At 67.6% G+C, this 12,057-nt stretch carries 15 protein-coding genes; 10 read left to right on the forward strand and 5 right to left on the reverse strand.

What is annotated here, in order from left to right:
* Position 1: 1 nt before the first annotated feature.
* Positions 2-1,864, reverse strand: a complete 1,863-nt coding sequence (gene kefC, locus AC3WQM_RS16885; RefSeq protein WP_307695022.1) for a glutathione-regulated potassium-efflux system protein KefC — start codon at positions 1,862-1,864, stop codon at positions 2-4.
* 2 nt (positions 1,865-1,866) lie between these two features.
* Positions 1,867-2,592, reverse strand: a complete 726-nt coding sequence (gene kefF, locus AC3WQM_RS16890) for a glutathione-regulated potassium-efflux system oxidoreductase KefF (RefSeq protein WP_369630069.1) — start codon at positions 2,590-2,592, stop codon at positions 1,867-1,869.
* 92 nt (positions 2,593-2,684) lie between these two features.
* Here kefF and AC3WQM_RS16895 point away from each other — a divergent pair, with 92 nt between their 5' ends.
* Entirely contained in the window at positions 2,685-3,305 is a 621-nt protein-coding gene (locus tag AC3WQM_RS16895) for a nucleotide-binding protein (RefSeq protein WP_070061962.1), read from the forward strand.
* Between the two features lie 71 nt (positions 3,306-3,376).
* Positions 3,377-3,847 (forward strand): MaoC family dehydratase, encoded by a 471-nt coding sequence (locus tag AC3WQM_RS16900; RefSeq protein WP_062479484.1) that lies wholly within the window; start codon positions 3,377-3,379, stop codon positions 3,845-3,847.
* 25 nt (positions 3,848-3,872) lie between these two features.
* Here the strand turns inward: AC3WQM_RS16900 and AC3WQM_RS16905 are convergent, their stop codons facing one another.
* The 3 genes from AC3WQM_RS16905 to AC3WQM_RS16915 all read right to left on the reverse strand — a co-directional run bounded on the left by AC3WQM_RS16905 (position 3,873) and on the right by AC3WQM_RS16915 (position 5,492).
* Positions 3,873-4,166, reverse strand: a complete 294-nt coding sequence (locus AC3WQM_RS16905) for a DUF4148 domain-containing protein (protein ID WP_492680288.1) — start codon at positions 4,164-4,166, stop codon at positions 3,873-3,875.
* Positions 4,167-4,282: 116 nt separating this feature from the next.
* On the reverse strand, positions 4,283-4,744 hold the full coding sequence (gene trmL / locus AC3WQM_RS16910; protein ID WP_492680290.1) for a tRNA (uridine(34)/cytosine(34)/5-carboxymethylaminomethyluridine(34)-2'-O)-methyltransferase TrmL: 462 nt from the start codon (positions 4,742-4,744) through the stop codon (positions 4,283-4,285).
* Between the two features lie 31 nt (positions 4,745-4,775).
* Positions 4,776-5,492 carry a ComF family protein gene (locus AC3WQM_RS16915; RefSeq protein WP_492680292.1) on the reverse strand — a complete coding sequence of 239 codons (717 nt, stop codon included), beginning with the start codon at positions 5,490-5,492 and terminating at the stop codon, positions 4,776-4,778.
* Between the two features lie 22 nt (positions 5,493-5,514).
* On the opposite strand from AC3WQM_RS16915, the gene AC3WQM_RS16920 reads away from it, so the two are divergent.
* The 8 genes from AC3WQM_RS16920 to AC3WQM_RS16955 all read left to right on the forward strand — a co-directional run bounded on the left by AC3WQM_RS16920 (position 5,515) and on the right by AC3WQM_RS16955 (position 12,000).
* The gene (locus AC3WQM_RS16920) at positions 5,515-6,429 is read left to right on the forward strand and encodes a class I SAM-dependent methyltransferase (RefSeq protein WP_062481352.1); all 915 of its coding nucleotides are present in this window, start codon (positions 5,515-5,517) and stop codon (positions 6,427-6,429) included.
* A gap of 163 nt (positions 6,430-6,592) precedes the next feature.
* Entirely contained in the window at positions 6,593-7,069 is a 477-nt protein-coding gene (locus AC3WQM_RS16925) for a DUF2244 domain-containing protein (RefSeq protein ID WP_056578078.1), read from the forward strand.
* 59 nt (positions 7,070-7,128) lie between these two features.
* Positions 7,129-8,307 carry a cytochrome c oxidase subunit II gene (gene coxB, locus AC3WQM_RS16930; RefSeq protein ID WP_489057690.1) on the forward strand — a complete coding sequence of 393 codons (1,179 nt, stop codon included), beginning with the start codon at positions 7,129-7,131 and terminating at the stop codon, positions 8,305-8,307.
* A gap of 43 nt (positions 8,308-8,350) precedes the next feature.
* Positions 8,351-9,988: a cytochrome c oxidase subunit I gene (gene ctaD / locus AC3WQM_RS16935; protein ID WP_369630066.1), complete on the forward strand. Its 1,638-nt coding sequence runs from the start codon at positions 8,351-8,353 to the stop codon at positions 9,986-9,988.
* 40 nt (positions 9,989-10,028) lie between these two features.
* Positions 10,029-10,145 carry a cytochrome oxidase small assembly protein gene (locus AC3WQM_RS16940; protein WP_216846572.1) on the forward strand — a complete coding sequence of 39 codons (117 nt, stop codon included), beginning with the start codon at positions 10,029-10,031 and terminating at the stop codon, positions 10,143-10,145.
* A gap of 40 nt (positions 10,146-10,185) precedes the next feature.
* On the forward strand, positions 10,186-10,815 hold the full coding sequence (locus tag AC3WQM_RS16945; RefSeq protein WP_492680294.1) for a cytochrome c oxidase assembly protein: 630 nt from the start codon (positions 10,186-10,188) through the stop codon (positions 10,813-10,815).
* Positions 10,816-10,868: 53 nt separating this feature from the next.
* A complete protein-coding gene (locus tag AC3WQM_RS16950; RefSeq protein ID WP_082818316.1) occupies positions 10,869-11,036 on the forward strand; it encodes a DUF2970 domain-containing protein in 168 nt (55 codons plus the stop codon).
* 82 nt (positions 11,037-11,118) lie between these two features.
* Positions 11,119-12,000, forward strand: coding sequence for a cytochrome c oxidase subunit 3 (locus AC3WQM_RS16955; RefSeq protein ID WP_307695018.1), 882 nt, complete (start codon positions 11,119-11,121; stop codon positions 11,998-12,000).
* The last annotated feature ends 57 nt before the right edge of the window (positions 12,001-12,057 follow it).

Genomic DNA, 12,057 nt, shown 5'->3' on the forward strand with positions numbered 1-12,057 from the left:
CTCAGGGCGCCTTCGCGTCGCCTGCTGGTTCGTCTTCGCCGAGCCGGTCCCAGTCCTGGCCCGAACGCAGCTTGCGCTCCTCGCGCTCGCGTGCCATCTGTTCCTCGAACTGCTGGCGGCCCGCCTTGTTGGCGGCGATCAGCTTGGCGCGGTCCTTGTAGTGCGGGTAGATCTCGTCGCTGAGCTTGAGGTTTCGCTGGCGGAAACGCATCGACGCCTCGCGCGCCTCGGCCGCCGGCCAGCCCAGCGCCTCCAGCGCCGAGCGCGCGCTGCGCAGCGACGACTCGAACACCTCGCGCTCGATGTCCTGCACGCCGCGATCGCGCAACTGGAACAGGTGGGTCACGTTGCGTGCGCGCGCAATGATGCGCGCCTGCGGGAAGTTCTCGCGCACCAGGTCGACGATGTCCAGCGACTGCTCGATGTCGTCCACCGCCACCACGATGGCGCGCGCCGTGCCGGCGCCCGCGGTGCGCAGCAGGTCGAGTCGCGTGGCGTCGCCGTAGAACACCCGGAAGCCGAACTGGCGCAGGCCTTCGACGGTGTCGGCGTCGTGGTCGAGCACCGTCACGCGCAGGCCCTGCGACATCAGCAGGCGACCGACGATCTGGCCGTAGCGGCCGAAGCCGCAGATCAGCACCTTGGCGTCCTGCTGCTCCGAGATTTCCTCCAGCTGCGGCCCGCCCGCGTGGCTGTAGCGCGGCAGCACGAACTTGTCGAGCAGCACCAGCAAGAGCGGCGACAACAGCATCGACAGCGCCACCGCGCCGATCAGCAGCGAGGTGGTCTGCGGCGGCAGCACGTCGGGCCCGGCGGCCTGGAACACCACGAAGGCGAACTCGCCGCCCTGCGCCAGCAGCAGCGTGAACACCGGCCGCTCCTGGTAGGCCAGGCCCATGGCCTTGGCCAGCGCGTAGATCACCACCAGCTTGATGACCAGGAAGCTCACCACCAGCAAGGCCATGACCCCCGGGTTGGCCAGCAGCACGCCGAAGTTGATCGACATGCCCACCGCGATGAAGAACAGCCCGAGCAGCAGGCCCTTGAAGGGCTCGATGTCGGTCTCGAGCTCGCGCCGGTACTCGCTTTCGGCCAGCAGCACGCCGGCAAGGAAGGCGCCCAGCGCCATCGACAGCCCGACGAACTGCATCAGCGCCGCGATGGCCACCACCAGCAGCAGCGCGGCGGCGGTGAAGATCTCGGGCGTGTCGCTGCGCGCGATCCAGCGCAGGATCGGGCGCAGCAGCAGCCGGCCGCCGAGGATGATGCCGGCGATCACGCCGACGATCTTCAGCGCCTCAAGTGCGCGGTCCAGGCCGCTGATGGACTGTTCGGCCGCAGTCGCACCGGCCAGCAGCGGCAGCAGCGCGAGGATCGGGATCGCCGCCACGTCCTGGAACAGCAGGATCGAGAAGCCGGCCTGGCCGCTGGGCGTCTTCAGCAGGTTGCGTTCGCCGAACACCTGCAGCGCGATGGCGGTGGACGACAGCGCCAGCCCGAGCGCGGCCACCAGCGCCACGCGCCACGGTGCGCCCACGGCCCAGCCGACGGCGAACAGCACCGCCGCGCAGCTGAGCACCTGCGCCGACCCCCAGCCGAAGATCGGGCGGCGCAGGCTCCACAGGCGCTTGGGCTCGAGTTCGAGGCCCACGAGGAACAGCATCAGCACCACGCCGAACTCGGCGAAATGCAGCACGTCTTCGACGCTGGACACGAGGCCCAGGCCCCAGGGGCCGATGGCGATGCCGGCCACGAGGTAGCCGATGATTGAACCCAGGCCCAGGGCCTTGGACAGCGGCACCACCAGCACGGCGGCGCTCAGGTAGATCAGGCTGCTGGTCAGCCAGGCGGGTGCGTGTTCCATGCTCAGGCCGCCTTGTGGGTGCTGTTGCTGCCGTTGGCGACGGCCAGGCCGTGCGTCATCGCGCTGTGGAACGCGCCGGCCATCACCTGGCCCACGTCGTCGGATTCGGCGGGGCGGTCGGTCTCGGGCACCGGGCAGGCGATGCAGGCATCGAGCTCGTCCATCTCGGGCCACACCGGGTAGCTTTCCAGGCGCTGCACGAACACCTCGACATGCGCGGCCACCTCGGCCTCGCTGGCGCGGCGCGCACCGTGCAGCAGCAGCGGCGGCAAGAAGCGCATGCCGCACAGCGCGGCGGTCTGCTCGTAGGGCGGCAGGAAGGCGTCGAAGAAGTAGCGGTTGTAGCTTTGCGGGTGGTAGCTCGGCTCGGGGCCGCCGGTGGTGGCGACCAGCCAGCAGTCCTTGCCCTGCAGCGCGGTGCCGCCGGGGCCGTAGGCCCAGCCGTAGCCCAGCACGTCGTCGACCCAGAGCTTTTGCAGGGGCGGCATCGAGTACCACTGGATCGGGTGCAGCAGCACCACCAGGTCCGCGCGCGCCAGCCGCTCGCGTTCGACCTCGACGTCGATGGCGAAATCGGGGTAGCTGCCGTACAGGTCGTTCACCTCGGCGCCGGGCACGCGCTGTGCCGCGGCGAACAGCCGGCGGTTCACGCGCGAGTCGCGCCAGTGGGGGTGGGCCGCCAGCACATAGATGCTGGCGGGGTTCTCCGTGGATGTTGTTGTCGTCATGTGGCGAACATAACGCAGACGGCCCGCCGTCGCCGACGCGCAACCCGGGGCGACTACCATCCAGCCCTGTTCCCGTTCTGGAGGAGATCCTCATGCCGGTGGTTCTGGTCGCCAATCCCAAGGGAGGCGTGGGCAAGTCGACGATTGCAACGAACATCGCGGGCTACTTCGCGAGCCGCGGCCATGCCGTGATGCTCGGCGACGTGGACCGCCAGCAGTCCTCGCGGCTGTGGCTCGGCCTGCGCCCGCCGCAGGCCCGCCCCATCGCCACCTGGGAAGCCACCGGCGACAGCACCGTGGTGCGCCCGCCGCGCGGCACCACCCACGCGGTGCTCGACACGCCGGCCGGCCTGCACGGCTGGCGCTTCAAGGAGGTGCTGGCGCTGGCCGACCGCGTGATCGTGCCGCTGCAGCCGAGCATCTTCGACATCTACGCCACGCGCGATTTCCTCGACCGCCTGCTGGAAAGCCGCCGCGCCGAGAAGACCCGCATCGGCCTGGTCGGCATGCGCGTGAACGCCCGCACGCTGGCGGCCGACCGGCTGCACGAGTTCATCGCCGGCCTGGGCGTGCCCGTGTTGGGCGAGCTGCGCGACACGCAGAACTACGTGCAGCTGGCCGCGCGCGGGCTCACGCTGTTCGACATTGCCCCGGGGCGCGTGCAGCGCGACCTGGACCAGTGGGCGCCGATCTGCGAATGGCTCGACGCCTGAACTGACCCCGGATTTCCCTGATTCCCGGTTGTCGCAAGTCCGACAGCCAGCCTTGTGCCCTTGGCACCAGAATGCCCCGCATGACCAAAAAGACATTCCAGACCCTTCAGGATCTCGCCGCCTGCGTCGGCCAGGAAGTCGCCGTGAGCGACTGGATCAGCGTGACGCAGCAACAGGTCAACCAGTTCGCCGAGGCGACGGGCGACCACCAGTGGATCCACGTCGATGTGGAGCGGGCCAAGTCCGGCCCCTTCGGCGCGCCGATCGCGCACGGGTTTCTCACCTTGTCGCTGCTGCCGAAGTTCTTCGAGACGGCCATCGATGTGGTCGAGTCGCGCATGGGCGTGAACTACGGCCTGAACCGCGTGCGCTTCATGTCGCCGGTGCCCGTGGGCCAGCGCCTGCGCGCCCGCATGAAGCTGCTGAGCGCCGAGCCGATTCCCAACAACGGCCTGCAGATGACCTGGGAAACCACCATCGAACTCGAAGGCGCCGCCAAGCCGGCGTGCGTCGCCGAGTCGGTGGTGCGCCGTTTTCCCTGAGCGGACTTTTTCTTCTTCTCTTTACTTACATCCGGCGGTCGGTGACTTCGCCGTAGGCGGCGGCGCCCTGCCGGGTGATGCCGACGGCGCTCGCGCGCACCGCCGCGCGGTCGACATTGCCCGCGGTCGGGCGGGCCACGCCGGTGCCGCCATTGCTGATCTGCAGCGGCTGCATGGCTTGCTGCTGGACCTGGGCGCGCGTCAGCGACGACTGGAAGGGCGCGGGCGGCAGCGGGTTCTGCTCGCCCTGGAAGGCATGGGCGCCGCCGGCGAAGGCGAGGGCGGCGAGGGTGATCAGGCGCAGGGTGGTGGTGTGCATGGCGGGACTCCTTGGCAATCGGCGTTGAGGGGGCGGATGCCGGTGCGAATCACCGGCATGCCTTCCCATACGCCGCGCAGCACCGATCGGATGTTCCCCTGCCGCGCGAAGGGCCGTCAGGCGAAATCGTTTTGCCGCCAGGCCTCGAACACCGTGACCGCCACCGCGTTCGACAAATTCAGGCTGCGCTGGCCGGTGCGCATCGGCAGCCGCAGGCGCTGCGGCTCGGCAAAGCCGTCGCGGATCGCGGGCGGCAGGCCGGCGGTTTCCGAGCCGAACACCAGCCAGTCGCCGGGCTGGAAGCGCACGTCGTGCACGGCGCGGGTGCCGCGTGTGGTCAGCGCGAACATGCGTTCGGCCGGTGGTTGCTGCGTGGCCAGCAGCGCGGCCCAGTCGGCGTGGCGCTTGACCTCGGCGTACTCGTGGTAGTCGAGCCCGGCGCGGCGCAGCAGGCGGTCGTCCATCGAAAAGCCGAGCGGCTCCACCAGGTGCAGCGTGCAGCCGGTGTTGGCCGCGAGCCGGATCACGTTGCCGGTGTTCGGCGGAATTTCGGGGTGGACCAGGACGATATGGAACATGCGCCGATTGTCGCGGGCGCCGCCGGTGGCTTCAGCGCGGCGGGTCGGTCCGCGCCAGCACCACGCCGGTGATGTGCGCCGCGCCCGCCAGACGCAAGGTGGCGGCCGCGGCGAACAGCGAGGCGCCGCTGGTCATCACGTCGTCCACCAGCACCACGCGCCGCCCCCGCAGGCCGTCGGCGCGCAGCGGCTCCACGGCGAAGGCCCCGCGCAGGTTGCGCAAGCGGTCGGCGCGCGGCAGGCCGCTCTGCGCGGGCGTGTCGCGCGTGCGCAGCAGCAGGCTGGCGTCGGTCTTGGCAGGTGCCAGCCGGCGCGCGAGCTCGTGCGCCTGGTTGAAGCCGCGTTCGCCTAGGCGGCCGGGCGCCAGCGGCATCGGCAGCACGAGGTCGCACCGCTCCAGCGCCGGCTCCACCCACGGCGCGCTGCGCAGCAAGGTGGCCAGCGGGCCGGCCCAGCCCGCCTCGCCGCGAAACTTGAACTGGGCGATGCAATCGGGCCACGGCCAGGCATAGGTGCAGGCCGCGAGGCAGGCGTCGAGCGGCGGCGGGTGCTTGATGCACTCGCCGCAACGCGTCACGCCCTCGGGCATCGGCAGCGCGCAGCCGCCGCAGCGCGGGGTCGGCGGCGCGAAGCGGGCCACGCAGGCGTCGCACACGCGCTGCGCCGGCCAGGCGCGGCAGACCTCGCACTGGCTGGGCAGCCGCGCGAGCAGCGAGGTGAAAGGCCTCAGGGCCCGGCGGTTGTGCATGCCTCAATATACTCACGGCCCCATGGCCACCGACCCCGCAAGAAGACCGCCGACCATCGATCCCACGGCGGCCGACCGCTGGCGCCGGCTCGCGCCCGCCGAGGGCTCGCCCTGGCTGCACGAGGAAATCGGCCGCCGGATGGAAGACCGGCTGCAATGGATCAAGGCCCAGCCCCGCACGTGGGCCGACTGGTCGCCGCTGCGCGGCGGCCTCGAAGCGCACGCGCTGCTGGCCCGCCGCTACCGCGACGCCGAAGCCTTCGTCATCGAATCCGAACCCGCCTTGGCCGACCGGACCGGCGAGGCGCTGACCGCGCCCTGGTGGAGCGCGCGCCGCTGGCAGGGCGGCAAGGCCCGCTTCGACGCAACGCCCGAAGACGGCGTCGACCTGCTGTGGGCCAACATGTCGCTGCACATGGCGGCCGACCCCGAGGCGCTCATCGCGCAGTGGCACCGGCTGGTCGCGACCAACGGCTTCCTGATGTTCTCCTGCCTCGGCCCGGACACCGTGCGTGAGCTGCGGGCCCTGCATGCCCGCCTCGGCTGGCCCGCCGCCGGCCATGAATACACCGACATGCACGACTGGGGCGACATGCTCGTGCACGCCGGCTTCGCCGAGCCCGTGATGGACATGGAGCGCATCGTGCTGACCTGGGCCACCCCCGAGGCTGCCCTGGCCGAGCTGCGCACGCTGGGGCGCAACCTGCATCCGGCGCGCTTTCCCGCACTGCGCGGCAAGGCCTGGCACCGCGCGCTCAAGCAGGCCCTGCCCGAGCTGGCGCCGGCCGCGGAAGGCGAGGGCCGCATCGCACTGACCTTCGAGGTCATCTACGGCCACGCCTTCAAGCCGACGCCGCGCGTCGCGCTGTCGCCCGAGAGCGCGGTCTCGCTGCGCGAGATGCGATCGATGCTCCAGCGCGGCCGCCCTGGCGCCTGAGCGACCCGGCAGCCCTCATTCGGTGCGCGGGGCCCGCGCTCTACCCGCTACAATCCGCCGTTGCGTGAAACTCGCGGGTATTGTCCCGTGATCGAGGGGTGTCGGATCCTGTTTGTACGAGGGGTTTGGCCACCATCGACGCACCGATTTGCTGAACTCGCCCGTGTCGAATTCCGTGTTTCGTTTTGCCACCGTCTCAGGCCAGAACATCCACTGGTTCCTGAAACGCAATTGCTCGGTGACGCCGAGCCAGCTGGGCTGGCTCTACGCCTCGCTGTGCGTGGTATCTCTGGGAACGGGCATGGTGTTCTGGCTGCACGGTGCGCCGCTGGTATTGCCATTCGCCTGGCTCGAACTGGCCGCGGTGGGCTTTGCGTTCATGATGTACGCGCGGCATGCCACCGATGGCGAACGGATCGCGTTGCAAGGCGGACGCCTCGTCGTGGAGCTCGAGAACGGTGGGCACTACGAACGCACGGAATTTCTTCCGCACCAGGTGCGGATCGAACCGCAGACCGGCGATCGTTCGCTGATCGAGGTCTCGGGGCAGGGTCGATCGGTCAGGGTGGGGCGCTATGTACGCCCGGAGTTGCGAGCCGCATTGGCGCGCGAGATTCGCATGGCGTTGCGTGGCGCCTGAGGGGGCTCGCGCGGTGCTGCACGGTTGGGTTTTCGAAAAATTGAAGAAACGTGAACACGATGAAGAGCATTTGGCGCAATAAGTACAGGCCGGCGAATCTGTTGCTGGCGGCCGGCGCGGCGTTCAGCAACGCGGCGCACGCAGTCAACGATCTGCCCGGCGGCCCTTCGGTGCGCCAGCTGAATCTTCCGGTCGGCGTGACCAAGATCGCGCAGGAGCAGCATCTGCTCCACACGATCATGATGATCATCTGCACGGTCATCTTCGTCGCCGTGTTCGCGGTGATGTTCTATTCCATCTGGAAGCACCGCAAGTCGGTGGGCCACAAGGCCGCCAACTTCCATGAATCGGTGGTGGTCGAGGTCATCTGGACCATCGTGCCCTTCCTCATCGTGATCGTGATGGCGTTGCCTGCCACCAAGGTGCTCGTGGCCCAGAAGGACACCACGAACGCCGACCTCACGATCAAGACCACGGGCTACCAGTGGAAGTGGGGCTACGACTACCTGAACGGCGAAGGCGAGGGCCTGGCCTTCATCTCGACGCTCGACAGCTCGCAGCGCGCCATGTCCGACGCCGGTGCCAAGGGCGCCATGCCCGACGACTACCTGCTCAAGGTCGACAACCCGATGGTCGTGCCCGTGCAGAAGAAGGTCCGCATCATCACCACCGCGAACGACGTGATCCACGCCTTCGCCGTGCCGCAGCTGGGCCTCAAGCAGGACGCCATTCCCGGCTTCGTGCGCGACACCTGGTTCCGCGCCGAGACCGTGGGCGACTACTACGGCCAGTGCCAGGAACTGTGCGGCAAGGAACACGCCTACATGCCGATCCACGTGAAGGTGGTCTCGGCCGCCGACTACACGACCTGGGTCGCCACCAAGCGCAAGGAAGCCGCCGCCAAGCTCGACGACCCGACCAAGGTCTGGACGCTGCCCGACATGCTGGCACGCGGCGAGAAGGTCTACGCCTCCAACTGCGCGGCCTGCCACCAGGCCAACGGCAAGGGCGCAGGCCCGATCAAGCCGCTCGACGGCGCAGCCAAGGTGACCGATTCCGACCACAAGGTGCAGCTGATGGTGCTGCTCAACGGCCAGAACAACGGTGCCATGCCTGCCTGGAAACAGCTGAGCGACACCGACCTCGCGGCCGTGGCCACGTACACCAAGAACAGCTGGTCGAACAAGACGGGCCAGCTGGTGCAACCGGCTGAAGTGCTGGCCCTGCGCGGCAAGTGATCCGACGGCGCCCCGCGAAGAAGAAATTGCAAGGAACAACGACATGAGCGCAGTCCTCGACCCCCACGGTCACGCCCCCGGCGGCCACGCACACGACGAGCATCACGACCACCACGCGCCGACCGGCTGGCGCCGCTGGGTGTTCGCGACCAACCACAAGGACATCGGCACGCTCTACCTGCTGTTCAGCTTCACGATGCTGATGATCGGCGGCGTGCTCGCCTTGCTGATCCGTGCCGAGCTGTTCCAGCCCGGCCTGCAGCTGGTGAACCCCGAGCTGTTCAACCAGTTCACCACCATGCACGGCCTGATCATGGTGTTCGGCGCGATCATGCCGGCCTTCGTGGGCTTCGCGAACTGGATGATCCCGCTGCAGATCGGCGCATCCGACATGGCGTTCGCGCGCATGAACAACTTCAGCTTCTGGCTGCTGATCCCGGCGGCCATCATGCTGGCCGGTTCGTTCTTCATGCCCGGCGGCGCCCCCGCGGCCGGCTGGACGCTGTACGCCCCGCTCACGCTGCAGATGGGCCCCTCGATGGACGCCGGCATCTTCGCGATGCACATCATGGGCGCCTCGTCGATCATGGGTTCGATCAACATCATCGTCACCATCCTGAACATGCGCGCTCCCGGCATGACGCTGATGAAGATGCCGATGTTCTGCTGGACCTGGCTCATCACCGCCTACCTGCTGATCGCCGTGATGCCCGTGCTCGCAGGCGCCATCACGATGACGCTGACCGACCGTCACTTCGGCACCAGCTTCTTCAACCCCGCCGGTGGCGGCGACCCGGTGATGTACCAGCACATCTTCTGGTTCTTCGGCCACCCCGAGGTCTACATCATGATCTTGCCGGCCTTCGGCATCATCAGCCAGGTGGTTCCGGCCTTCGCCCGCAAGAAGCTCTTCGGCTACGCCTCGATGGTGTACGCCACCTCGTCGATCGCCATCCTGTCGTTCATCGTGTGGGCCCACCACATGTTCACGACCGGCATGCCGCTCACGGGCCAGCTGTTCTTCATGTACGCGACCATGCTGATCGCCGTGCCCACGGCCGTGAAGATCTTCAACTGGATCGCCACGATGTGGCAGGGCTCGATGACCTTCGAGACGCCCATGCTGTTCGCGGTCGGCTTCATCTTCGTGTTCACGATGGGCGGCTTCACCGGCCTGATCCTCGCGGTCGCGCCGATCGACACGCAGCTGCAGGACACCTACTACGTGGTGGCCCACTTCCACTACGTGCTGGTGGCCGGCTCGCTGTTCGCCATGTTCTCGGGCTTCTACTACTGGGCGCCCAAGTGGACCGGCGTGATGTACAACGAAACGCGCGGCAAGGTCCACTTCTGGTGGTCGCTGATCTCGTTCAACGTCACCTTCTTCCCGATGCACTTCCTGGGTCTGGCCGGCATGCCGCGTCGCTATGCCGACTACCCCATGCAGTTCGCCGACTTCAACGCCATCGCTTCGGTGGGTGCGTTCTTCTTCGGTTTCGCCCAGGTCTACTTCTTCCTGTTCATCGTGCTGCCTTCGATGCGCGGCAAGGGTGAAGCAGCAGCCCAGAAGCCGTGGGAAGCGGCCGAAGGCCTCGAGTGGGAAGTGCCGTCGCCGGCCCCGTTCCACACCTTCGAGAACCCGCCCAAGCTCGACGTGACCGCCACCAAGGTGATCGGCTGATCACCCGCACACGCCGGACACGCACAACGACTGAACGACGATGACGACGCCTGAACAAAGAAAGAACAACCGACGCATGGGGCTCACGCTGGCCTCCATCGCGGTGATCTTCTTCATCGGTTTCATCGCCCGCATGGTCTGGTTCAGCGGTCGCTGACCGCACCGCACCGCATCGCACCCCGAACGGAAGCAACAGCATGAGCCTCGGTCAACGCGTCCGCCGCGCCAACGTCCGCATGGTCGGCAAGCTGGCCGTGGTGACCTGCGGCATGTTCGCCTTCGGCTACGCGCTGGTGCCGATGTACCGCGCCATCTGCGAGATGACCGGCATCAACATCCTCGCGCTCTCCGAGCTCCAGGTGCCGGGCGGCGCCAGCGGCGCCAAGAACGTGCGCATCCCGGACAACACGCAGGTCGACATGACCCGCACGATCAAGGTCGAGTTCGACTCCAACGTGCGCGGCGGCCTGTGGGACTTCAAGCCGGCCGAGCGCTTCATCGAAGTGCACCCGGGCCAGCTGAACACGGTGATGTACGAGTTCCAGAACACGCAGAACCGCCGCATGGCCGCGCAGGCCATCCCGAGCTACGCGCCGCAACAGGCCGCGGCGCATTTCAACAAGCTCGAGTGCTTCTGCTTCAACCAGTACACGCTCGATGCGGGCGAGAAGAAGCAGTGGCCGGTCGCCTTCGTGATCGATCCGAAGATCTCGAAGGACGTCAAGACCATCACGCTGTCGTACACCTTCTTCGAGGTCGGCGGCAAGACGCCTCCGGCCCCGGTGGCCGCCGTTTCGCATGCTGTCGCCGATGAGCCGCGCTCGTGACCTCGCCGTTGCCGCCCGATGGCCCGCGCCGCAAGCCCACGCTGTGGGACACCATGAAGGCGGTGGGCTGGTCGTTCTTCGGGGTGCGTCGCAACAGCGCCTACAAGGAAGACCTGGGCAAGCTCAATCCGCTGCACGTCATCGTGGTGGCGTTTGCCGCAGTGATCGTCTTCGTGGTCGGGCTGGTGCTGCTGGTGCGGCATGTGGTCGCGGCCGCCTGAGCGCTGCCTGCTGAGCCGAAGACAAAAAACCACGATCTCCAGAATCATTGAATCGAGAGAAGAAAGAAAGCCAGGAGCTGATATGAGTTCAACCACCCACGGCACCACGCCCTACTACTTCGTGCCCGGACCCTCGGCCTACCCGGTCGTGTCCGCGATCGGCTTGTTCTTCGTGATCCTCGGCGCAGGGCAATGGATCAACAGCCACCAGTGGGGCGCCTGGTCGCTGCTGCTGGGCATGGTGATCTGGCTCGGCACGCTCTTCGTGTGGTTCCGCGCCGCCGTCGGCGAGAGCGAGAGTGGCCAGTACGGCCACAAGATCGACCTCTCGTACCGCTGGAGCATGAGCTGGTTCATCTTCTCGGAAGTGATGTTCTTCGGCGCCTTCTTCACGGCGCTGTGGTGGGCCCGCACCCACGCGCTGCCGACGCTCGGCAGCCTGGACAACGCGATCCTCTGGCCCGACTTCAAGGCCGTGTGGCCCAGCGTCGCGGCCGGTGTCACCGGTTCGCCGGCCGGCATCATCGAGCCCTTCCAGACCGTCGGCCCGTTCTGGCTGCCGACCATCAACACCGCGCTGCTGCTGAGCTCGGGCGTGACGCTGACCATCGCCCACCATGCGCTGCGCGCCGACCACCGCGCACAGTGCATCCGCTTCATGTGGCTCACCGTGCTGCTGGGCGTGATCTTCCTGGGTGTGCAGGGCTACGAGTACTTCCACCTGTACACCGAGCTGAACCTCAAGCTCACGTCGGGCACCTACGGTTCGACCTTCTTCATGCTGACCGGCTTCCACGGCCTGCACGTGTTCATCGGCATGCTGATGCTGCTGTTCATCACGCTGCGCCTGCAGAAGGGCCACTTCACCGCCGAGCGTCACTTCGGCTTCGAAGGCGCCGCCTGGTACTGGCACTTCGTGGACGTGGTCTGGCTGGGCCTGTACGTGCTGGTCTATTGGCTTTGAGCGAAAAACCTCACGGCATTCCAGAAAAAAGGCGCCGTAAGGCGCCTTTTTCATGGT

It is taken from the genome of Variovorax sp. FW301-JW7 (genome assembly GCF_058788795.1).